This window comes from Paenibacillus sp. V4I5, assembly GCF_030817255.1.
Lineage (GTDB): Bacteria > Bacillota > Bacilli > Paenibacillales > NBRC-103111 > Paenibacillus_E.
The window spans coordinates 5,754,337-5,775,511 of record NZ_JAUSZB010000002.1 but is presented as its reverse complement, the minus strand read 5'-3'; the positions used below and the strand labels follow the sequence as shown (position 1 = coordinate 5,775,511).

General features: G+C 43.6%; 22 protein-coding genes and 3 pseudogenes. 9 read left to right on the top strand and 16 right to left on the bottom strand.

What is annotated here, in order from left to right:
- Positions 1–36 precede the first annotated feature (36 nt).
- Together QFZ78_RS28385 and QFZ78_RS38645 are read right to left on the bottom strand one after the other, a co-directional pair.
- On the bottom strand, positions 37–351 hold the full coding sequence (locus tag QFZ78_RS28385) for a hypothetical protein (RefSeq protein ID WP_307552509.1): 315 nt from the start codon (positions 349–351) through the stop codon (positions 37–39).
- A 181-nt stretch (positions 352–532) separates the two neighbouring features.
- A pseudogene (locus tag QFZ78_RS38645) lies at positions 533–751 on the bottom strand (S-layer homology domain-containing protein); the annotation flags it as partial.
- A gap of 265 nt (positions 752–1,016) precedes the next feature.
- On the opposite strand from QFZ78_RS38645, the pseudogene QFZ78_RS38785 reads away from it, so the two are divergent.
- A pseudogene (locus QFZ78_RS38785) lies at positions 1,017–1,797 on the top strand (transposase family protein); the annotation flags it as partial.
- A gap of 391 nt (positions 1,798–2,188) precedes the next feature.
- Here the strand turns inward: QFZ78_RS38785 and QFZ78_RS28375 are convergent.
- Positions 2,189–2,581: a DoxX family protein gene (locus QFZ78_RS28375; protein WP_307552506.1), complete on the bottom strand. Its 393-nt coding sequence runs from the start codon at positions 2,579–2,581 to the stop codon at positions 2,189–2,191.
- A gap of 325 nt (positions 2,582–2,906) precedes the next feature.
- Positions 2,907–3,794: a hypothetical protein gene (locus QFZ78_RS28370; RefSeq protein ID WP_307555936.1), complete on the bottom strand. Its 888-nt coding sequence runs from the start codon at positions 3,792–3,794 to the stop codon at positions 2,907–2,909.
- 237 nt (positions 3,795–4,031) lie between these two features.
- Here QFZ78_RS28370 and QFZ78_RS28365 point away from each other — a divergent pair, with 237 nt between their 5' ends.
- Positions 4,032–4,232 (top strand): hypothetical protein, encoded by a 201-nt coding sequence (locus tag QFZ78_RS28365; protein WP_307552505.1) that lies wholly within the window; start codon positions 4,032–4,034, stop codon positions 4,230–4,232.
- A gap of 252 nt (positions 4,233–4,484) precedes the next feature.
- Here the strand turns inward: QFZ78_RS28365 and QFZ78_RS28360 are convergent, their stop codons facing one another.
- Positions 4,485–5,198: a 2OG-Fe(II) oxygenase gene (locus QFZ78_RS28360; protein ID WP_307552503.1), complete on the bottom strand. Its 714-nt coding sequence runs from the start codon at positions 5,196–5,198 to the stop codon at positions 4,485–4,487.
- A 282-nt stretch (positions 5,199–5,480) separates the two neighbouring features.
- Here QFZ78_RS28360 and QFZ78_RS28355 point away from each other — a divergent pair, with 282 nt between their 5' ends.
- The 3 genes from QFZ78_RS28355 to QFZ78_RS28345 are packed head-to-tail and all read left to right on the top strand — an operon-like array spanning position 5,481 to position 6,787.
- Positions 5,481–5,966, top strand: coding sequence for an SRPBCC family protein (locus tag QFZ78_RS28355; RefSeq protein ID WP_307552501.1), 486 nt, complete (start codon positions 5,481–5,483; stop codon positions 5,964–5,966).
- A 41-nt stretch (positions 5,967–6,007) separates the two neighbouring features.
- Complete coding sequence (locus tag QFZ78_RS28350) at positions 6,008–6,406, top strand: DoxX family protein (protein ID WP_307552499.1); 399 nt, start codon at positions 6,008–6,010, stop codon at positions 6,404–6,406.
- A 51-nt stretch (positions 6,407–6,457) separates the two neighbouring features.
- Positions 6,458–6,787, top strand: coding sequence for an ArsR/SmtB family transcription factor (locus tag QFZ78_RS28345; protein WP_307552497.1), 330 nt, complete (start codon positions 6,458–6,460; stop codon positions 6,785–6,787).
- A 182-nt stretch (positions 6,788–6,969) separates the two neighbouring features.
- Here QFZ78_RS28345 and QFZ78_RS28340 read toward each other — a convergent pair whose 3' ends face one another.
- Together QFZ78_RS28340 and QFZ78_RS28335 are read right to left on the bottom strand one after the other, a co-directional pair.
- Positions 6,970–7,476: a hypothetical protein gene (locus QFZ78_RS28340; RefSeq protein ID WP_307552494.1), complete on the bottom strand. Its 507-nt coding sequence runs from the start codon at positions 7,474–7,476 to the stop codon at positions 6,970–6,972.
- Between the two features lie 134 nt (positions 7,477–7,610).
- Positions 7,611–7,868 (bottom strand): hypothetical protein, encoded by a 258-nt coding sequence (locus tag QFZ78_RS28335; RefSeq protein ID WP_307552492.1) that lies wholly within the window; start codon positions 7,866–7,868, stop codon positions 7,611–7,613.
- A 190-nt stretch (positions 7,869–8,058) separates the two neighbouring features.
- On the opposite strand from QFZ78_RS28335, the gene QFZ78_RS28330 reads away from it, so the two are divergent.
- The gene (locus QFZ78_RS28330; RefSeq protein WP_307552490.1) at positions 8,059–8,397 is read left to right on the top strand and encodes a hypothetical protein; all 339 of its coding nucleotides are present in this window, start codon (positions 8,059–8,061) and stop codon (positions 8,395–8,397) included.
- Positions 8,398–8,477: 80 nt separating this feature from the next.
- On the opposite strand, the gene QFZ78_RS28325 is transcribed toward QFZ78_RS28330, so the two are convergent.
- From QFZ78_RS28325 to QFZ78_RS28305, 5 genes are all read right to left on the bottom strand, one after another.
- Positions 8,478–8,567, bottom strand: a complete 90-nt coding sequence (locus QFZ78_RS28325; RefSeq protein ID WP_307552488.1) for a YjcZ family sporulation protein — start codon at positions 8,565–8,567, stop codon at positions 8,478–8,480.
- A gap of 257 nt (positions 8,568–8,824) precedes the next feature.
- Positions 8,825–9,481, bottom strand: coding sequence for a class I SAM-dependent methyltransferase (locus QFZ78_RS28320; protein WP_307552487.1), 657 nt, complete (start codon positions 9,479–9,481; stop codon positions 8,825–8,827).
- A gap of 88 nt (positions 9,482–9,569) precedes the next feature.
- Positions 9,570–9,968, bottom strand: a complete 399-nt coding sequence (locus QFZ78_RS28315) for an RrF2 family transcriptional regulator (protein ID WP_307552484.1) — start codon at positions 9,966–9,968, stop codon at positions 9,570–9,572.
- Positions 9,969–10,569: 601 nt separating this feature from the next.
- Complete coding sequence (locus QFZ78_RS28310) at positions 10,570–11,658, bottom strand: TolB-like translocation protein (protein ID WP_307552482.1); 1,089 nt, start codon at positions 11,656–11,658, stop codon at positions 10,570–10,572.
- A gap of 383 nt (positions 11,659–12,041) precedes the next feature.
- A complete protein-coding gene (locus tag QFZ78_RS28305; protein WP_307552480.1) occupies positions 12,042–12,452 on the bottom strand; it encodes a hypothetical protein in 411 nt (136 codons plus the stop codon).
- Positions 12,453–12,600: 148 nt separating this feature from the next.
- Between QFZ78_RS28305 and spoVB the strand changes: the two genes are divergently transcribed.
- The 3 genes and pseudogenes from spoVB (at position 12,601) to QFZ78_RS28290 (ending at position 15,227) form a co-directional block, all read left to right on the top strand.
- Complete coding sequence (gene spoVB / locus QFZ78_RS28300) at positions 12,601–14,151, top strand: stage V sporulation protein B (RefSeq protein WP_307552478.1); 1,551 nt, start codon at positions 12,601–12,603, stop codon at positions 14,149–14,151.
- Between the two features lie 165 nt (positions 14,152–14,316).
- Positions 14,317–14,451: pseudogene (locus QFZ78_RS28295) on the top strand (IS6 family transposase); the annotation flags it as partial.
- A gap of 194 nt (positions 14,452–14,645) precedes the next feature.
- Positions 14,646–15,227 (top strand): CGNR zinc finger domain-containing protein, encoded by a 582-nt coding sequence (locus QFZ78_RS28290; protein WP_307552477.1) that lies wholly within the window; start codon positions 14,646–14,648, stop codon positions 15,225–15,227.
- A gap of 1,342 nt (positions 15,228–16,569) precedes the next feature.
- Here QFZ78_RS28290 and QFZ78_RS28285 read toward each other — a convergent pair.
- From QFZ78_RS28285 to QFZ78_RS28270, 4 genes are all read right to left on the bottom strand, one after another.
- Complete coding sequence (locus QFZ78_RS28285) at positions 16,570–17,148, bottom strand: LURP-one-related family protein (protein ID WP_307552476.1); 579 nt, start codon at positions 17,146–17,148, stop codon at positions 16,570–16,572.
- 689 nt (positions 17,149–17,837) lie between these two features.
- Complete coding sequence (gene paiA / locus QFZ78_RS28280; RefSeq protein ID WP_307552475.1) at positions 17,838–18,356, bottom strand: spermidine/spermine N(1)-acetyltransferase; 519 nt, start codon at positions 18,354–18,356, stop codon at positions 17,838–17,840.
- 24 nt (positions 18,357–18,380) lie between these two features.
- Positions 18,381–18,833 carry a MarR family winged helix-turn-helix transcriptional regulator gene (locus tag QFZ78_RS28275; protein WP_307555935.1) on the bottom strand — a complete coding sequence of 151 codons (453 nt, stop codon included), beginning with the start codon at positions 18,831–18,833 and terminating at the stop codon, positions 18,381–18,383.
- A 338-nt stretch (positions 18,834–19,171) separates the two neighbouring features.
- The gene (locus tag QFZ78_RS28270) at positions 19,172–20,818 is read right to left on the bottom strand and encodes a GMC oxidoreductase (RefSeq protein ID WP_373461075.1); all 1,647 of its coding nucleotides are present in this window, start codon (positions 20,816–20,818) and stop codon (positions 19,172–19,174) included.
- Positions 20,819–21,175: the final 357 nt, after the last annotated feature.

The window sequence follows — 21,175 nt, the reverse complement described above, 5'->3', positions numbered from 1 at the left end:
CAATAATCACCTCTTTCGGCGAGCACATTTCGACTCTTACCCTCCAAAAAACTCAACGAACGTGAATATGCCGATCAAGCTCAAGATCCACAGCAACGGGTATACATTCCATAGGAGCGCAGCTCCGTATTTCTTGCGTTTGTAGAGTACCCAACCTGCTATCAAAGCTGCCAGCACGCTGCTCGGATAAGAGAGCAAGTAGGCAAGAAAAAGCCAGGTTTTCAACTCTTCGAACATATTTTCATAAACACCCATCATTGCAATGGCAGAAACAAACAACCACACAACGATAAATAAAACGTATACGACTTGCATGCTAATCAATAACCTCAGTGTTTTTCTCTGACTCATCCAACTTCCTCTTTTCAATCATGTTTCTTGCTTTGTCGTCTGTGATTCTATCATATCGAATCGAAAATTTCTCTCATAAAATTAACTGCGTGAACTTTATCGTTCACGCAGTTGGGGTATCGGATCTTAGGCAGGTTACTCGTTATTTTTATTTTGTGCCAACATGTTTAAAGGATTGAATTCATTTGAACCTTTGCCTTCCACTAGGCCAAGTTTCTGAATGCACCTTCTGCCCAATGTCTGCAAATTGGGTTGAGGCATTCGAATCGATAGACAAACCTAAAGCGTTTGCGATCATTGCCGCCATTTCAAAGCGGGTTATTTCTGCGCTCGCACGGAAACTGCCCTCCTCAAAACCCTTGATAATTCCGGCTTGTACAGCTTGCGCAACCTCTTTCCGTGCCCACGCGACCTGTTCCTCCCGATTTCACCCGTGTCGAATCTTTCCCTAGCATAGCGGTTTCATCTCTGCATTTGACTGAAAAGAAAGCGCTTCATGTCAGGTTTCGGTGAAAAAAGTCGTCAAAACTTGAAAAAAACAATTCGAAAAAGGGCTCAAAACCAAAACCAGTAATTGACGAATTGATCTGAGGTTGAAAATGGAAAAACATCTGCTAATCCTATATTGTTGAAAGTCCTACCCAACAACAAAAAGGAAGAAACAGATGCAGAATCAGTGTATCAAGGAAATGCTCGACATACCAGAGCTACAGATCCACCATATTTTGCCGATGAATGCAGATGAAATTCATATAGAGGTAACACCAGTAGCCCACAAGCAAGGCTGTCCGCTTTGTCAATCCGATGAATTTGTCATACGAAAGGAACCAATGATTCGCGTACGGTTAGACATCTTCCGGCGTTCAGAAAAAAGGTGTATCTCGTGTTACCTATTATTCGGTTGTATTGTTTCGTTATGTGATGTCGGTTTTGTCTGGATGTATGCGTTTGTCGGGTCTAAACAACGGTACATCCAACTACTTCGACAACGGGCGGCTGAGCAAGCTTTTGGTTCCACCGCTGCGCATAGCCCTTATGCAGCAAGCACCGGCCTGCACCGTGCAACGGATGCACAACGAAGCGGTCCCTGTGGAGAACGAGCGACTTTCCAAGCAAGCGTGGACACAAGCGAAGGAAAGCAGCGGCCTGGTCTTGGGGGTCGATGACTTTGCTATCAAGAAAGGGCATACCTACAATACAGGCATTCATGACCTCAAAAGGGGAGACGATGCTGGATCTTTTGTGCTGAAGGAAGTTGGAGGATTTTCGGACCTTATCATTGAAGCCTTGCAGGAGGTTCGTAAATCTGTACAAAGCACGCTTTCTCCACGAGCAAGAGCATTACTCAAAGCGAATCACCGATTGCTGAACCCTCAAACGGAATCTCTATCAGCAGAAAGCAAGAAAAAGCTGAATGAACTGCTGGGCTACTCTTCGCTCCTGCGCCTTTCGACTTATGAGCTGATTACGCAAGCACTGATTATGAGGTTGAGCTAAAATAGGTTTTTTTCCGATTCGTAAATATATATGGACACCAACTTATCATTTAGTTCAAAAATATGAGGTTTAACTCCATTTAATTCCATGATAAATACATTATTAGGATGAATATCCTCTGTATTTTTCTCTAGCATAAGTCCCTGATTTTCAAACGAAGTCATGATATCTTTTATCGTCAATAAGTTCTTTGAGCATGCTATGTTCCAAAAATTTCTTTCAGTTGTTCATCTAACCTAGCATCCTCCTCCACCACTCCCACAAAAATAATAAACGTTCACCCAATAGAGTGAACGCCTACTAATTACTTCAAATCTTAATTTCACTAAAAGTCTCTTATCTATTTTTGCAAAGAAAAGAATTTGCGGACTTGCTCATCCCTCAACCAAAGACCTCCCCAAACCAACACTGCAAGATAAACGGGAAACAGGATCGTAGAAAAAAGTGGGGCATCTAGACGAACCTGTGTCGCAATCACGCCGCCAAAATAACCGGTTAACACCACTGCACCTAAGATCGTTGTACGAGGTAAGGCATAAAGAATAGTAGAAAGAAGTCCAAGTATGCCCATCAAAAAAATATGATGTTCCTGGTAACCAAGTGATACGGTAGCATCAACAACAAACGCAGGTTTAAATAATTTCATGATACTGTCAAGCAGCATAAACAAAATGGCTATTCCGCTCATCACTCTTGCCGTCCATAGTCGGCCTTTAGAAATTGTTCTTGTCATCGTCCATCTCTCCTTTTAACTGACTCCAAATTGATTACAAAAACTATAGAAACACAAATGATGCTTACTTATTTCTTTTATCACACCTGTTGAATAAAGTTCAACAACCTTGCTAATTGAATTTGTCCTTCATGAATACGACGAGTGAATAATGCTGAAATCGACAAAGGAAGTAAATATTTATTATTTTTTTAATCTCATACGAAAATGTACCTTCTTTGTGATGCCAAACCACGCATAACTGCCCTTAGTTGAATGAATAAAAAGAGGAGCTACCGCGATGCAAGCTCCTCCATTATAGAAACCAATCGATTAAACTATATGCTTACATGAACTTACCGCCGATAGATGGCAATGACGTTTTACGCAGCACTTGCACCCCTGTCGCTAATGAGATCAGGAAACAGCTGCAGATGAGAAGCGAGAGTACAGACCATTCGAAGATGCTGCGGCCAAGATATGTCTGCCAACCAATTGCGATTAAACCGAGTAAATAGGTGATACCTGTTAAATGAGTCCATTTGCTGCGAGCATTTGCCGTAAATGAAGTGCGGTCAGACAGCCAAGCGACAACCGGTAAAGCTTGCAGCGCGTGGAAGCCAAGGCCATGTAGAACAATAATATTCCCGTGAACGCCTACGATTCGGCCGTTGTTGACTGAAATCCAAATACCAGCCATAAACGAGAGCATGACTGCGATCATTGCATATCGGATACCTACAACCAACGCTGGGTGGCGCATGTACGCTTTTTTGCGGAAATATTGAATGGCTAAGAACAGGTAGCACAGAATCAAAAACAAAGCTACGAAAGCGAAAATATCACCGACCATCTCGTCAAAGGGCATACCACTCTTCACAAACCTTGGGTTGACGCCGCGAAAATTTTGCACGGTTTCCGCAAAGTAGGAATAAAGAGCCAGTAGGATATAAGACCATCGGAAGAAGGCTCTGCCTTTCACACCCATTGCAGAAAATGGAGCGAGCGCCGCCGTTGACAGCAGAAATATTCCCAGTGCCGCATTAAAAGAGACTGCGTTGGAGATATTCCCATCAGGCGATACAGGTCCCCCATACAACAATACCCACACTGCACATATCCCAGCAAGTAGAAAGCCGAGTAACCCGGTCAGTACTAACCATTTCTCTCCCTCAAAAAACTTTACGGACGACTTGTTTGTTTCACCCGTGCGCTTCATTCCTTCAATAACCATCATGTCTCCTCCTTTTGGTATCGTTCGACTTTGATGTATTTATTGTACAACTAAGGAGATGGAGCGAGATCTTGCTCAAGTCCAGAATTTGCCTAGACTTTAGTCGTAATTATTGCAATGCAGTAATGTATTAACTTCTCCGTTCCCAGTTACGTCCGCTCACCCGCTGTTCAACTGCTGCCATTACACAACCGTCAGTATTATTCGGAAACTGCTAAAGTCCCAACTTTTGGTGCCTTGACGTCAGCAGCTGTAGCTCAGCTTCAACGTTCCATCGAAAATCGTGCTGTAGCAAAGCTTATTACCGGAACTTCTTCCAATGTTATTCAACGGATGAAGAAAGAAAACTTGACGTTGACGGATAAAAATACGTTCGCGGGCATGGTTGAATGGGTGAATGCGAGGCCTAAACTTACGAAAGTGTTGGACATGGATTGAAGTATTTAAATCATTCATGGAAAAAATCAGACCGAGACTAACAACCCTCCTCTCGGTTTTAATGACGTCACTTTTTATGCAAAGTCGGTATCCGATTACTTCATACAAAATCCTGAAATACAAAGGGTTCGGCAAATGCCGAACCCTTTATGGTCGAAATAGGGAGACATCGCAGTCTTTCGACGATCCATACACGGAATAACCATATTTTATGACCTTCTTTGCCTCTCCTATCCAAAATAAAAGATGCTATTATTTCGCATCGTGAAATATAATACCCAAACTGTATCTTGTGCCTGCTGTAACTGTGTTTACACCGTGTCGAAGAGTCGTTTTATAATAGCCTCGCGTTCCCAAAACCGGGCGATGATTGGCTGGAAAAATCAGACCTTCTCCTTGTTTCAATGTGATGACATGGCCTCTACTTTGCGCCCTCGGACGTTGCTCCACCAATAGTAACTCCCCGCCTGTGAAATCTTCTTCTCTTTGATTAAGAGCGAATACGACCTGAAAGGGAAAGAATACTTTCCCATACAAATCCTGATGCAGACAATTGTATCCCCCCGCTTCATATTTCAGGATCAATGGGGTTGGCCGGTTCTGCCCCTCTTGATGGCATTGATCGAGGAACTCCGCTAATGTTACCGGATAAGAAGCATTGCGGCCCAATTGTTCTAGCCAGCGATTTGCTGTTATGGCAAGTTCCGGATACAATTCTTCGCGCAGCTGTTGAAGCAAAAATGGAAGGGGATTGTTGTAATATTTGTACTCCCCGATTCCAAAGCGGTACCGAGCCATGTCAATGGTCGTTCGAAAGTGTCCTTCTTCCTCGTAAGTGCTTATGATTTCCTTACATTCCGTATTGCATAACAAATCAGGTAGTTTGGCATAACCGTGCTCGTCCAGCGATTGCTGGATGAAATTCCAATCTAGATCAGCTAATCTTTGCGACAGATTCTCAAGCATGCTGTAAGCCTCCCTCTTTGCGCGCATCGTCACCTTCAAGTTCCAATAGCTTCTTTTTCATTTCCATGCTTCCGCGATAGCCGGTTAATGCCCCGAATGGTAATTTGTCGATGTTTATCCCTCTGCGAACAGTATAACCCCGAAAATAAGCTTTTGTACGCATTCTCGAATGTAACAGCAAGATAACGAAAATAATTTATAAGTATTCCTTTACAGGAATATTCCTGTTGTGGTATATTCAAAACAAGAAAACAAGAACAATACAATTTGGAGGATGATAATATGAATAACGCTCAGGAAACGAACAACACGCTCACGTCCATTGCAGGTCAAGAGCTCCGTATCACCCGTATCTTTCATGCGCCGCGGGAACTGGTTTTCAAGGCTTGGACAGATCCGGAGCATTTGCCGAAATGGTGGGGACCCAAGGGCTTTACGAATACCGTTCAAGAAATCGATATTAGACCAGGCGGTGTATGGCGTTACGTTATGCACGGTCCGGATGGCGTCGATTATGATAATAAAATCACCTACCACAAGATAGTAAGCCCAGAGCAGCTTGTATACTCCCATGGCGACGGTGATGAGGACGATCAATTTCAAGTGACGGTCACGTTTGCCGAGCAAGCTAATACGACGACAGAGCTCACCATGACGATGCGATTCAAATCAGCCGCTGAGCTTGAAAAAGTGGTCAAGGAATACGGGGCTATCGAAGGCGCTAAATCGACACTTAATCGTCTCGAGGAACAACTGGCCACTATGTAAAGACTAAAATCAACTTATAAATTGAAGGGAGTAATAAATTTATGAAAAAAACGAAAGTTATGTATTGGATTTTCACAGCTTTGTTGGTAGTCTTGATGGGCGTTGGTGCTATCCCGGATATCCTCTATGCACCGGAAGCGGTTGCCTTATTTGCTCATTTAGGCTATCCCTCTTACCTCCTGCCCTTTCTGGGTGTGGCCAAATTACTAGGTATTCTAGCGATACTGATTCCTGGCTTTCCGAGAATTAAGGAATGGGCTTACGCCGGGTTTACATTTGACCTTGTGGGTGCGATGTATTCAGGTATCGCGGTGGGCGATCCTGTCGGCGGATTGGCGGTTTTCATCATCGGATTTATTGTCATCGGCGGGTCTTATGTGTGTTATCATAGGAAACAAAGAGCTGCATCATTAAGTCAGCCACCCGGCTTAGCGGCATAAAAGAACTCCACTCCCTTGCCCGGTATATGTTGAAGGAAGGAGCGCATGAACATGGGCTTGATCACAACAACCTGGAGCGCACTAGCAGAGCCCAACCGATTGCACATCGTCGAACTCCTGCGGGGCGGTCCCCTCACCGTAGGGGAAATCGCCGAACGCCTCAGCCTCCAGCAGCCACAAGTTTCCAAACATCTCCGCGTCCTAAGCGACGCGGGGTTTGTTGAAGTACAGCCTAGCGCCAATCGGCGTATCTATAAGCTTCGAGCCCAGCCCTTCATTGAAATGAACACCTGGTTGGAATCTTACCGCCGCATGTGGGAGGAACGCTTCGATCGATTGGACGAATATTTAAACGAATTGCAGGGAAAGGGGAAGCAGTAGGGGTTCACCCCGTTCCCGCATAAAAAAAGACACCTTCTCAGGTGTCTTTTTTGCCTATTGAGGTTTCTTACTGGTTATACAGGAAACATGACTTTCCCTTACTTTACTTGCTCTTTTGTGCCCCAACTTTCAGCAAAACCGTTACTGCCTCTGGGTCATATTGCGTACTGAAGTCTACTCCCTCAAAACGAAAAATTTTTCATCAATGGCATGATAAAAGAGATTACTCCCATCCCTAGCTTAAAAGAGCTGCCCATGTTGCCCAAGAAACCTCCAGCTCCAGCAGTACCTGTTGCAGCACCACCTTTACCAAGGCCACCCAGTAATCCGCCAGAGCCTCCTCCAAAAAATCCCCCAGAACCCCCACCGCCAAGAAGGCCAAGCATGCTTGCTAATCCGCCTCCGCCAAGCAAGCCTCCTAAACCTCCTAAATTGGATATTTGTGCTTTGGCTTTGGCTTTACTTCGGGGGAGCTTCCGATTTCCTTTGAAGCCTTGAAGAATGACTTGGTCGCCTTGTATTTCGTTTAGAACTCCGTAATATAGAGAACCATTCTTGAGCACTACACCTACCGGTGTTCCTAAGATGTCTTTTACTTGCGAAGAGATAGAGGTTGATGATGCAGGAATGGCCTTTTGTCCTACTTTCACGCGTCCGTGTTTTTTTTTACGCTGCTGTAAAATTTTCATTCCCTGCTCACTCATCCTTTTAAATGAAATGTATATTTATACGTTCGGTACATAGTGCTTGCTTGGACGTATGCCTCTGGGAGTCAACCGCCGAGCCAAAGCGCAAACTTATTGTAAGATGAATCACATGATTCTTAAAACATAACAAAACCTGTTCTGTACGGAATTATGGGATATCCAAAGACATAACTGTACGGAAAGCCAAGATACATTGGTGTAACCATAGGGTAGGGTGCATAAGAAAATCCGAGAATAGGGCCAAATAATTGCATTCCTGGATGTGGACTTTGATTGTTTATTTTGAGACCAGTTATTCCAGGTGGCCATACCGTTCCAATATTCCCAATTGCCTCAGGTCGCCCAAAATTCATTTCATTTTCAATGTTTACCATTAGCATTCACCCAACTTATATTACAGTCTGATGCTAGGGTATGCATTGTGGGGTCATTCAGTTCCGGTATAACTTGAAGTTGAAATGAGTATGAAATTGGGCTGTATTGAAAAGGTCATATATCCAATCACCTAATAACCACTGACATATGATAAAACTAGATTTTATCTTGAAGGAGGTAAAAGAGCAGGTGGAGAGAATATATCCGATTTGCGAGGCAACTGTAATGCCTTTCGTAGGAAGACCAATTTGCGCAGTCTTACATGATGGAACGCATTATTATGGGACTATTGAGGGAATTGATGGCGATCGATTGATTATTAACGGCTATCTTGGACAACGGGGTGAAGTTGGGACATACGCTTTGAATAATAATAAGTCCGTCAAAAAACAGTCCACCAAAAAAGCCAAGCAAGTAAAAACTTCAGCTTTTTTACCTGGTTACGGTTTTGAAAGATTCTTCTTTCCATTCGCAGCACTTGCGTTTTTGTTTGCCTTACCGTTTTTCGGGTTCCCGTTTTTCTATTAATTAAGTAAGTAAATTCTAAGCAAACAATAAAGACGGCGGCCATTATTGGCTCCCGTCTTTTATCGTTGGATTAAGAAGTATTAAATTGCAAAAGCTGATGTGATGATTACTAAAAGAATAAAAAGAACCAGGACAAATGCGCTTGAACGTCCATAACCTACTTCGCTCATGTTGACTCATTCCCTTCAGTCATTTTTCCCTACGGTATATTTATACGTTCAGTACATATCGCTTGCTTGTATATATGACACGGAGCAACCGCTGATTGTTTTGTTTCGGTACGGGGAAAAGACTTCGCAGCAGATCTCAGACCGACGAAAAAAAACGAACCATCCACTTTCCAATGTATTTATAGGTCTCATTCAACTATCGTTCCTCGTTAGTGCAATGAATCAGGGTTAACTCACCGATTGTTATCTGCGATAAATCATTCCGCATGGCAAATCCATCCCGCAAAAAGTCCAGTAGAATAAAACCGGGTTATATTCGTAAATCCGGATTCTGCCAATAGCCGCTCGATTTGATTTTCAGGAATGAAAGAAATTTTCATAATGCCTCTGTTTACCAACTCGTCCACTTTGGATAATTCGCGGCCGGCATCCAACCAAAAACTTTTCCATACGTTTAATCTGGCTTGAAGCTCGGCATCATCGGGGTCTCCGTACGCGCTAACGAGTACGAATGGAGCTCCCGGTTTCATATTATCCTTGATGGTTCCGAGCAGCTTCAACTTCTCTTGGTCATCGTCAATGAAGTGAAGAACCAAGATACAACTTGCAGCATCGAACCTCGAGTCTGGAAACGGCAGGTCGTCAATCGTTCCCTGGATGAGTTTGACGCGGCTTTCCAAGCCTAGTTGAACTGTTTTATTTTTAGCAATCTTAAGCATCTCTTCAGAAGTGTCGACTCCCGTGAACGTCCATTTCGGGTTAGACGGTCCCCATGCGGAAAGTTCATTTCCGCCTAATTGTGCTCGATAGTAAGATTGAACCATCGCGAATAACGTATCATATGTGGGAATCGAGATTCGAGTATTTTTCTCGTATGCAAGAGCCATTTCGGAATTGAATGTAAATAAAGTCACCCTGATTTCCCCTTACGCTTTTCAATATTATATTAGAGATATAATAGATTTATTATATCGTTAATGACTTCGAAAAAAGAACGGATCATCACTCCGTCTTAATTAATTTCGCCAAATCCGCTATTTTCTTGTTCTCCAGATACTGCTCCATCTGTCGCTCGGCGTCGATCACAACCTGCTGGATCAGACATTCGTTTCCGTGATCCAGGCTGCATTCGAACAAGGATGCGGTCCCTTCGATCGCATGGATGATATCCAGAAAGGAGATATCTTCCTGCTTCCGTCTGAGGCGGTACCCACCGTTTGCGCCGGGTGCGGACTGAATCAAACCGGCCTTAACAAGCTTGGTCATCATCTTGGACAGATAGGTCTGCGAAACGCCCAGCTTCTCAGCAAGTAATTGAATGCCAACAGGCTTATCGGGCGCCGCTGTTACCAGATAGAGCATCACATGAAGCGCATAGTCGGTCGCCTGAGAATATTTCATTTCATTCAGCACCTCCATTAACGACTTTACGAATCCATATTAACTCCAATGTATCTAAAAGGCAAGCATTTAATCCGAGTCAGTACCGCAAGCGTACAGTCTATTCCCGGTCGATGTATCGATTGCGCTAATCGAGCAGTTGAACCGCCGTTTAGTGTACCTGCTTCGCTCTACCCCCTGAGGCCGATTTCTCCCGCACCTACCGGCACCCAGAAAACGGCATTTAGACGCTGGACGCGCCCTTTCGTTTTTTTCGTGGCACAATCTTCACCATATCGCGCAAATCACGAAACTTCGTGAGCGGCAGAACTGGTAGTAGGATATCAGAAACGGACGAGGTGACTCGGTTGGTTCCCTCCAGTTTTTCGAGAAATCTTTCGTTAATTCACCAGAAATGGAGAAACATTCTCCATTTCTGGTGATGATAAAAAAAGTATTTGACCCCCAAGAGATCAAATACTTTAATAGTTGTAAAAATGGTTAGTTTCCTATAGGCTTACCGTCTTTAAATTGCCCTTCAAACGTAATCTTCCCATAGTAATCCATCAGCTTGCCGGTTCCTTCCGGCACACCGTTTATCATCATTCCTTCATAGATTTGTCTATCCGAGTGGGGCTAAAGGTGCCAATGATTTATCCAATTCTGGGAATTCAGGTCTATTTATAGCAACTGGCACAGGTGAAGGAGGGGGATCTGGTTTGAAGTTCGTTGGTCCGTCCACAGATTTTTTAATCTGTAGCGGCATCGCCTTCATGGTTACCCCATCAAGCCAAATGAGCGTGTCGCCAATAAATGCAATTGGCAACGCGGGTATCAATTGCTCCCCGGACTGTGTCAATTGCATGGTCGTACCGTCGTCTATTCGAGCTCCCATAAGTTGATGAATGCCATTCTTGTCTTCATTCACCCACGCAACATAATTATCGCCTACCGCTGATTGGGCATAAACGCACGTACTGTTGTTAAACGGTGTTAAGTACTGAATTTTGGGCGAAGTCCCACCTAGCTGCAATAACGCTAATTGTCTTCCTTTATCCGTTTTTGATACATAATATAGAGCTGTATTCCCTTTAAACTCAACAAAACTATTGAAAGTATAGCCCCCTGGAGGAGCGGTCTCTAGCTTTATAACGCCCGACTTAAGATCATACAGATTTAATTTTCCTCCAGATTTAAAAAGCACATTGCCGTTGTCAACAATTGGTTCTTTACCTGACCCAATAGTCGATATGGTACCCGTAGCCCATTCATAGGCGAATAGGCTGCCTCCCGTTTCCCAAACGATAAACTCGCCAACAGTGCTTGGAGCTGAGAGTGGTCCAGGTGTGTCTGTAAGCTTTTTCTCGTCTCCTGTACTCAGATCATAGGCATAAACATTGAAATCGAATTGGGAATCGGCTTTTTCCAGCCACACTACAAGTGTACCGCCGATGGAAGCACTTCTCTTATGCTCTGGTATGGTTGTGATTTGCTGCTTTTCACCAGTAACAATGTGCTGTACTGTGATTTGGTTATTGTCCAGCCAAACCATATTTTGTCCTGAGATTGTGGTTTCCCCTGAGTATCTTGTTGGGAAAATCGTTTCCTCTGCGAATGCTCTAGGAATGTAGGAATTCCCGAACAGACACCCTGTAGCAATAGCTAGAGACATGATTAAGTAAAGATGTTTTCTAAACGTTGTTTTAACCATAGGTATGTTCAGTCCTCCGTAATGAAATAAATACAACAAGTTCCCCTAGATAATCCAATAGTTCTTCTGATATCGACATAGGACTTTTGTTATATTTATGCAAAGGAAAAGAACGCGCCAAAACCTAACATCTAAATCTTAATACCATCTCAAGGCGACAGGCAGACATTGGATAAACAAAACAATGCTCTTCAAGCGTTTCATCATCGTATTCACCCTTCCAAAAAGACAGAAAACGCCTATCCGTGTAGGATAGGCGCCATTGCCTTAAGTATTAGCTGCACATTGTTGTGCGGTTAATTGAATTATACGTCCAGTCAGTTCTTATGTCAACTATAGTGACATGAAATAATACTGCCACGTACTTAACGCGTGTTGAGTGTTCAGTTCAATAAAAGCAGCGGCAGTCTAGGATAGCCTAATACGAATAGCCCTTTCTTGAACGCGGTCAAGCATAAAATCCCAGCGCCATTTTTTTTCATCCACAGCAGCACTAACATTATCCAATACTTCTCTAATGGTCCGCATATCACATATGGCAACGGAACGTCGGGATTAGAGAGAACAAAATCCAAGGCTATCTGATGGGGATTGCTCGTCTCAAGTGACTCCGGCTCTACGCGCTTCATAAAACGATAAAGGTATTGGTTCGTCAGTGCCGTATCGATGCAATTAATTCCCCTGTCCAAAGCTGTATGGAATGAATCGATAACCACGTCACGACTTTTCTTTGCTTCATAAGGTTGCCCGACGAACACTGAAAAAGAAAAAGGAATCAAGCCAAGAACAAACAATAGAATACTATCGCCGAGATTAAATAAATAGCCACCAAGCCGCTATGCGCCATCACATGTCTAAAAATGACATCAACACCAGCTTGTTCGCATGCTTTTCCAATTTTTGAATACATTTAAGTATTCGATAAACAGGAGGACACTAGTCATGTCACAACACGGGCAATCGTTCATGAGAGGTACGCTGGTCTTGTCTGTCGCTGCTTTCATCAACCGTATTCTCGGTTTTATCAGCGGCATGTATATCGCTCGCGTACTGGGCGCAGAGGGGATCGGCATCTTGATGATGGCGCATCCGCTCGTCCCGCTCGTCATTACGATTACGGAGCTTGGATTGCCGGTGGCAATTTCAAAGTTGGTCGCAGAGGCCCACGCTCGCGGCGAACGGATGAAAGTGAGGCGCATCCTGCATGTCTCGCTCGCTGTCACGGGCGTCTTGAGCGTAGCTCTTACGACCATATCGTTACTTGGATCTGAGTGGATTGCATCCATTCTGCTAAGCGACCAACGCGCTTATTACGCGATGCTGGCGATTACGCCGATCGCGCCGATCGTTGCTGTCTCCGCTGTATTAAAGGGATATTTCCGCGGCATGCAGCAGATGAAGACCATTGCCGCTTCCGATGTGCTGGAGCATACGGTGCAAATCGCCTGTGTACTTGCGCTGGTCCACCTATTGCTGCCTTACGGCGTCGCTTATGCGGCTGCCGGAGCAATGGCCGCCTCTGTTGTCAGCGAAGTGATCAGCCTCCTATTCCTGGTGACATGCTACAAGCTATACGGTGAATCGAGGATGCCGGGCGAGACTTGGGCAAGTCACCTGAAACAAGGAAGAAGCACACTCGGCGAGCTGCTGCAGATCGGACTGCCGACGACCGGGCACGGTGTCATTCATTCGTTATACAGCACCTTCCAACCGCTTCTTATTACAACCAGCCTGGCGCTGGCCGGCATCGGCCCGGCGTTAGCCACGAAGCAATTCGGCCTGCTGGCCGGCTATGCGTTTCCGATGCTGTTCATGCCAAGTTTTATCACGCAGTCCTTGTCCACCGCTCTCATTCCTGCGATTGGCGAAGCAGCAGCGAACAAGAACAGTCTGCTCATACATGAGCGGATGAATCAGGCTATGAACTTGGGACTCCTAATCGGCGCGCCGGCGACCGTTATCCTGTACGAGTGGGCAACTCCATTAACGACACTTGTCTATAATGCCCCGGAAGCAGGATTGCTTTTGAAAATATTGGCGCCGATGTTTTTCCTACATTATTTCGACGCTCCGCTTCATGCGATTCTACTCGGGCTCGGTCGCGCTAAAGCTACGCTGTGGAATTACGTAATAGCCACCGTATTCAAGGTTATCTCGATCTTCGTGTTCGGCAGTCAATTTGGTATTATTGGCGTTGCGTACGGCATCGGTATCGGCATTGTGATACAAACACTGCTGAACTTCTTTTCCATCTCAAGCTCGATCGGATTTTATTGGAGTATTCGTCCTTATGTCAAGGTTGGAATCTGCATGATGCTGATGGCGATATGCGGACACTGGACCTATAACTATGTTGCCAGCCATGGTATGCCGCAGTTATGGTGCGTAATCACTTCAATCGTCTGTTCCTTGTTACTCTATTTCGCCGCACTCGTATTGACGGGTACGTTGAATTGGAAAAGTACGCGCCACCGATTTTCGATTCCATGGTAAATTTACTTGAAAAAGAAAAAGCAGCCACGATCGGCTGCTTTTTCGCTGCTGGCTTATAGCGTAATGTTCTTTTTCCATGTTAATTCATTGCCTTGCTCATTACCACTGAATAATTATCCCTTCTGAATTGAACCTAATGGTTAGACTGCCAAGTGAATCGCCGGCAGATGGGTTCATGAGTTAGGGCCGGAATTAGACAAGCGAATTCGTCCCTATTTAAAGCAGACAAACGATTTCTTCCGGACTGATGAAACCTATATTAAAGTCATAGGACAGTCAACGAAGGGCTACCACGTGGTTACCACGTGGTAGCCCTTCGGTTTCACTCAGTTCATACGAACTCCTCTTCCATAATAGTAACAATCTATATTTAATATAATAGTTACAAATCACACTTTATCATGAACCGCTATGGCCGTCAAGTCACTAGCTAAGTAATAATTTGGGTGTTACAATAGAGACATTCCACATTAAAACAAGGGAGTTGAGGAGCGATGTTATGGGACGATTTTCTGAAAAGCGACTATCACGACTGGAGAGGCAGCGGTCATTCCGAAGACCGACTGGACAAGCCAGGATGGTTGGAACAATTGCTGGCTATCCACAACCTTCCCTATTCGGGCGCTCCGTCCGCGGAAGAATTGGATGATCTGAAACGGTTGAGGGGGCACATGCTTCGTATCGTTCAAAAGTTGACGGCGAGCGAGTCCGCGGACCCCGCCGATCTCGAGGGGCTGAACCGGGCGCTGTCGGGCGGACCGATAATTCTGCGAATCGCGGAATCGGATTCGGGTTATCGCATGGAATCCACCCCTTTACGAGCAGGCTGGTTCCGCATCGGAGCGGAGGTGGCCGCTTCCTTCGGCCGCATACTCGCGGAGGGCGAGCCCTCCCGCTTGCGCATTTGCGGAAATCCGGATTGCCTGGTGGTTTACTACGACGAAACCCGGAACCGTTCCAAACGGTTCTGCGACGATAAAGTTTGCGGCAACCTAATGAAGGTCCGGCGGTTCCGTGCACGCCAAAAAGCCGCCAAAACCGGCGGCTCCTCAATACACGGCGTATCCGAAACCTGATTCCCCAAGACAACCGTTTCGGCTTTGTTCGAAATGGTACAAAGAAGATAACACTCATTTCGGAGAATCAGATTATTAGATGTAAAGAAAAAATAACTGCTGATAGCGGCAGCACCAAGTTGAGCCTGCCAAATGTCACCTGTTTCTTTTGCATGAAGAGATGATCGCTAACCCGTCCCTCAAAATGGATTGATTCAACATAATATCCATCCCCACTATTTTACAAATTCTACTTTGTTTATTTACACAAATATTTCGCGAGATCATTTCAACTATCTACCAGTTAGCGTAAGGAAGGACTGCCAATCGGCAGCCCCTTCGTAAATATATCGTGATAAATTTTTGGTTTTATATCCATGTCCTGATTACAAATTGCCTTTATTAAATTAATATATTTGACGTCAGAACTTTACATCGAAGTGTATCTATGCCGAATACACCAAATATGAAGAACATTACTGATGAGACGAACCGTTGCGTTCTCCTGCCCGTCCCTCAATGAGGCCGCCGCTCCACATACAAGGTAATCTTTAGCAGCGCTACTCATCTATTAATTAATATCTAGTACATTTATCTTAATTGCGTTACAATTTGTAAAAAGAACACGGAGGTTTTTTCATTGCGCAGATATAATTTTATTCGACCCTTATTGATTATTGCTGTTGCCTATTTAGTTAACAACATCGTAGCTAATGTATGCCTAATGTTGGGGGCAACTAAAGAAGCTGCAAGTAATATCGGCTTTGCAGTAATGTTGATTGCAGTCATTATAACCTTTATAAGGCTTAACAAAAACAAGCGCAAATCTTAACCGAGCACAAAGATAAATAACTAAAAACTGCCCAAAGTCGAATAGACTAGGGACAGTTTATCATATCCTAATATTTACTTACCGGCTGGGACTCTACTATCGGTTACGACTTCAAGATTTCTCTTGCATTTTGATGTTTTTACGACTTAAGTGTACGGTGTTTTGTAAAACATTGTATTTATATGCCCAAAGTAAACCCAATTTTTCCCTCAATTTTTTCCTCATGGTTTTCCCTCGTTTCATTAGCTGTGAATCTTGTTAAGAATATACCATTTTATTGCGCTAACCTCCTTTAGGCAGAATAGCCAAGAAAAAATGCTGACTGTTCACTCAGTCAGCATTTTGCAATATTCATCCCGTACCACTGCTCTTGTTTCTCGATAGCACCAATTTTGCTTCATTCCTTTATGTTATATGTTCATGTCCTCTTACAGATGATGATGAGGCTGCTATTGAGCTATTGTTTTTCGTTGGTTCAATTAGTAATAGAAGGACATCCATCTAACGTATGAACTGATTTTATTTACGCTTCTATCCCTGATTGCCCTCGACGGCAATCAGTAGCACCGCGGCGGCAAGGCCCAAGCGGCGATCAAGCTTGTCGTTGTGGTCCGCGGAGAAATCGAGGTTTAATTTTTGGACGAACGGGTTGAAATTTTGTTTGAACTCTGCGACCTTGGTCCCGTTCATCTCTACAATGTAATGCTGAGGAATCAAATTCGTCAGGAATCTTCGCAAAAGAGCAAGCAGCGCGTTATCTTCCTTAATCAATCCGATCTCCGAATCACTTGGGCTCAAAAGCGCCCATTCATCCTTGAAGATCGACTTCATCCCTTTGCGTCGCAAAGAGCCTATCTTGTGCCCGGTTTCGACATCAACTACATCGAAGATTGCGGAAAAATCAATGATGTTTCGCGCTTGAATGCTTATTAACTCATCTTGCATTGTTTCATCCCCGTATAGTCGGATGTCTTCCTTCAGCTTGAAGGCTTTCATCTTTGAGAACAGAATTGCCTTTTCATCAATGTCGAAAATATCGATTTTAGCGCCAACTAGAGAAAGGATCTGTTTTCTAACCACGAATTTTTGATGATTAAATTTCGGATTCAAGTCTTCGCCCCCTGCATTCTAGACTCAACTGAGTCTTGATTCAATGAATTCGACAGAACAGGGAAGATTCCCTTTTGTATCCTTTACATCGAATTTCATTTCATTCACCTATTCTTTTAGATATAACATTAGTTTCCAGATCACATTGTTGTATTCGCGAAATAAGTGAACTTTCCTGTCCGCTAGCGTTTTACTATCGTTCTGCGTTAGCGTAATGACGTAGTTTCCTCAGTGCTACGGTTCTTCGTGCTGTCTGTAACGGCAAGTTTTACGAGATAAGCCCCAATCCCTCATCAAGTCCCAACATTATGTTCATACATTGAATTGCTGCTCCCGATGAACCCTTCCCGAGGTTGTCCAGTCTGCATGCGACAAGAACTTGATCGTCATTCCTAGGACAAAAATCTCAGAATAATTGGTTCCGTTGCATAGTGTAGGATCAAGAGCATATTGGGAAATTCCCTTAGTACCATCAAGCGGGATGACTCTTACGTACGTTTCTCCTTGATAATAATTTGTGAGGGCAGCATGAATTTCCTGAAGGCTAGGTTGATTTTTAAGCAGACGAGTAACCAAAGGAACCGTCACAATCATACCATTGTAAAAATTCAACTGCTGTGGCGGCAATCTGCTTCTTGGATCCCTGAACTAACGTTCGCCGTTATCTGAATATCATTTTAGAGAAAATGTTATATGAGCGTTTTGGTCATTATAAAATCTATTTGTTCTTCATCACCCATATAGAAAGAGTGGGCTCCTGTTTGAACAAAGTCCAATTTTTTATAAAAGGTGATTGCGCTCTCATTTTTTTCCCAAACCCCTAGCCAGATCTTCTCTTTATTCCGTTCTATCGCTATTTCTATAGCTTTATTTATTAGATATTTACCAAGCCCCTGTTTATGAAGTTTTTTCCTTATATAAATCCTCTCGACTTCAAGCGAATCTTTGCCCATTATTTCAGTTTGACCATCAGTGGTGTTTAGCTTTAAATACCCGGCAATTTCCTCATTAGAATAAATAAAATAGAATTCCGAAGAGATATTTGATAATTCTTTTTCTAATTGTTTTAAGTTAAATGCTTTTTCCAAGTAGGCTTTCATATTTTCAGCTGAATTTTGATTCTTAAATGTCTCATTAAATGTCTCAACACTAATTTCTTGAAGTAATTCTAGATCTTCAAATGTGCACTTTTTTATATTTATAGTCATTTTATTTGTCCTCCTTTTACTAAATCAATAATTTCTCTTGTTTCCCTTTTTTACAAACTCCCAGTCTTTTTCTACATTTTTTCTGACTCTTTGCAGCAGGTTAAAAATCGTTTCTACTTCACTTTCGGAGAATCCAGATAGTGCGACCATATTGGAATAATCGTTTTCCCTTTTTATAAAAGGGTAAACAATCTTCCCTTTCTCTGTAGGAAATAGTTTTTTAATTTTTTGGTTATATGGATCTTCATTCTTTTCAATAAATCCATTAATCTCCAGTTTCTTTATAGCACGAGCTGCTGTTGTTCGGTCTATCTTTATCATTTCAGCTAACTTTTCTTGAATAATTCCTGGATTTTCACATATTCGCACGAGGTACAAGTACTGTCCTTTTGTAAGGTCATATTTTTTAAATTCTATATTACTTATAGAATCCAATGCCCTAGCAATCATTCCAACCTCACGTAGAATTTCCTTCATAATTGCAACTCCACTACTATTGTATTTTTCAAATGTCGTAAAAAAATAGTACATCATTTTTGTTGTATTTACAACAAAAATTCCTGCGCCCTTTTCCATACTAAGCTGCCCGTTAGCTCAATCAGCAGGCCGCGGCGCCGATTACGTTTATCCTCCACATCCACTCGCAGCGATCCGTCGGGAAAGTGATAAAGTTCTTGTCAATTGTCCATGACAAGAACTTTATCCCATAAAACAAGAAAGCCGCGATTTACGCGGCACTTAATGAGATAATGTTCTTGCCACCCATAGTTCTTCTTGTCGGAGGACAAGAACATATATCCTCAAAAGACAAGAACTCACTTATATCCTTTGCCTTGGGTGGCGATATGATCTGCCGTTCGAATGGCCAGCGCAACTGTGGTCAACGTTGGATTTCCAGACCCGATGAATGGTAAAACACTGTTGTCGGCCACATAGAGTCCTGAAATACCGTGAACTTGACCGTACAGATCCGTGACTGAGGTCGAAGGATCCTCTCCCATACGGCATGTACCCGAAGTGTGATGCAAATCTCCGGTAGGTACAAGGCAGATTTCACCCAAGGTGATCTCGGCAACGGAAGAAATCCGCTTTACAGATGCTACCATCTTTTGAATTTCGGCTAGTTCTGCTTCATTAAAAGAAAAGTGTACTTCTATTTCCGGTACTCCGTATTCATCTTTTCTGTCAGGGTTTAGTACGACCCTGTTTTCATACCGAGGATAAATCCTACCAAAACATTGGAGAAGAATGTCTAGCTCCTCCAAGAACGGTTTTTCTTGAGATGATGGATACCAATCATAACCGTTAGGTCCCGTCAAACGGATTTGATAGGGCCTATCCGGTGTTCCAAAAATTAAAATTCCGAGAGTTCCCGGAATATCTGTGAAATCACTACGACTCACTTTTCCTGGTGCCAGCATAAAAACTTGATTTGTCAAATAATGGCCGACCGCTCCTCCCTGGATGCCCGAATGAAGCAGCAAACGCGGAGTTTCATACGTACTCGCCGACAATACGATCGTTTTTGCTTTAAGAATATAAGAACTCATATCCGGAGACATGACCTTAACGCCGGCTGCTTTCCCCTGATCGACCAGCACTTGAACGGCACGGGCGTTTATAGCTAAATCGAAAGGTCTAAGAAATAAAGCTTTAGCAAGAAGAGAAAAAGAACTGAAAAAAACATCCGCATGAACTTCCCCGAACTTGGTTGGATGAATATCGGCGGCTATCGGCAGATATTTCGATTCTGGAAAACCGCCTTGCTGCAGACGATTCAGTAATATCTCCGTTAACGTAGACCCTCTGGCATATTCGTCGGTGACATTCATGACCCGCTCGGCAATGTTATAATAGGTATCCATTTCATGGATCGGGATCGGCCAATCCGGAAGCAGAGGCAAATTCAAACGAGAAGCAACTACATCCCAGAATACCGTCCTTCCCCCAAGGCAAATAACCTCTCTTGCCCCTATAAACTCCGGATAGGAGCCCTGCAATGGTTTTGAGATGTATCGGTAATATTGTTCAAGACGTTTCCGATTCATCATCGGAATGTTGCGGCCATGCGTTGGCATGACAATATTTCCTCTTTCAATAATGCCAATCCGCTTACCATTATTCCGCCATTGTTCGCACAATCTCCAGAGCATGGTTCCTCCTCCGGCACCTGTACCTACAATCAGAACATCATATTCGTTATCCGCCATGGTTTCCAATGAAGTCAAAGGAATCCAATTTTCGATATATTCCGGTGGTATGTGACAAGTCGGAGGAATCGTGACCGGACTTATGTCCGATTCGGAGAAGACAGGAAGATTTACCAATTTACCTGCGATGTTCTGATCAGGGTTTTCGATGGATGGATTAAGTGATAGGAGTTCATCAATCGATACACGCTTTTGATCTGCGATGATTCGAAGCGTATCGTTGTTACGAGCAACCCATATTTTCAATACCATGACTCCTTATTCACTCCTTTACATCTGAAGCCTACGCCTAATTTAGTTTATGTAAGGGATACTGGGAATAAGTCCGAGATAGGTCTCAAATAAAGCTGCTCGCAGGAATTGTAGCTGTTTTTACAAATATCAGATCGTTAGGGTGTTTAATTGTTAGCGAAAACCCCCATTAGCGTAATCATCTGATGGTGCAGCGAATGAAGCATTGGCGTCTAATGCGAAGAGCAAGATGTTGATTGATTGTAGCCGGCTCGGCCGTCTGAGCGAACGCTTAGTCAAGCACCTTCTCGCGCCCATTCCCTTCTGTAGAGTAATTCGGTCAAAATACTTCCCAACTACGGAAAACAATACATGTTC

What these genes read in the sequence shown, in the direction of transcription:
- QFZ78_RS28385 (WP_307552509.1), bottom strand. Translation starts at nt 351, where the DNA reads ATGAGTCAGAGAAAAACACTGAGGTTATTGATTAGCATGCAAGTCGTA.
- QFZ78_RS28375 (WP_307552506.1), bottom strand. Translation starts at nt 2,581, where the DNA reads ATGACAAGAACAATTTCTAAAGGCCGACTATGGACGGCAAGAGTGATG.
- QFZ78_RS28370 (WP_307555936.1), bottom strand. Translation starts at nt 3,794, where the DNA reads ATGGTTATTGAAGGAATGAAGCGCACGGGTGAAACAAACAAGTCGTCC.
- QFZ78_RS28360 (WP_307552503.1), bottom strand. Translation starts at nt 5,198, where the DNA reads ATGCTTGAGAATCTGTCGCAAAGATTAGCTGATCTAGATTGGAATTTC.
- QFZ78_RS28355 (WP_307552501.1), top strand. Translation starts at nt 5,481, where the DNA reads ATGAATAACGCTCAGGAAACGAACAACACGCTCACGTCCATTGCAGGT.
- QFZ78_RS28350 (WP_307552499.1), top strand. Translation starts at nt 6,008, where the DNA reads ATGAAAAAAACGAAAGTTATGTATTGGATTTTCACAGCTTTGTTGGTA.
- QFZ78_RS28345 (WP_307552497.1), top strand. Translation starts at nt 6,458, where the DNA reads ATGGGCTTGATCACAACAACCTGGAGCGCACTAGCAGAGCCCAACCGA.
- QFZ78_RS28340 (WP_307552494.1), bottom strand. Translation starts at nt 7,476, where the DNA reads ATGAAAATTTTACAGCAGCGTAAAAAAAAACACGGACGCGTGAAAGTA.
- QFZ78_RS28335 (WP_307552492.1), bottom strand. Translation starts at nt 7,868, where the DNA reads ATGGTAAACATTGAAAATGAAATGAATTTTGGGCGACCTGAGGCAATT.
- QFZ78_RS28325 (WP_307552488.1), bottom strand. Translation starts at nt 8,567, where the DNA reads ATGAGCGAAGTAGGTTATGGACGTTCAAGCGCATTTGTCCTGGTTCTT.
- QFZ78_RS28315 (WP_307552484.1), bottom strand. Translation starts at nt 9,968, where the DNA reads ATGAAATATTCTCAGGCGACCGACTATGCGCTTCATGTGATGCTCTAT.
- QFZ78_RS28310 (WP_307552482.1), bottom strand. Translation starts at nt 11,658, where the DNA reads ATGGTTAAAACAACGTTTAGAAAACATCTTTACTTAATCATGTCTCTA.
- spoVB (WP_307552478.1), top strand. Translation starts at nt 12,601, where the DNA reads ATGTCACAACACGGGCAATCGTTCATGAGAGGTACGCTGGTCTTGTCT.
- QFZ78_RS28290 (WP_307552477.1), top strand. Translation starts at nt 14,646, where the DNA reads ATGTTATGGGACGATTTTCTGAAAAGCGACTATCACGACTGGAGAGGC.
- paiA (WP_307552475.1), bottom strand. Translation starts at nt 18,356, where the DNA reads ATGACTATAAATATAAAAAAGTGCACATTTGAAGATCTAGAATTACTT.
- QFZ78_RS28275 (WP_307555935.1), bottom strand. Translation starts at nt 18,833, where the DNA reads ATGAAGGAAATTCTACGTGAGGTTGGAATGATTGCTAGGGCATTGGAT.
- QFZ78_RS28270 (WP_373461075.1), bottom strand. Translation starts at nt 20,818, where the DNA reads ATGGTATTGAAAATATGGGTTGCTCGTAACAACGATACGCTTCGAATC.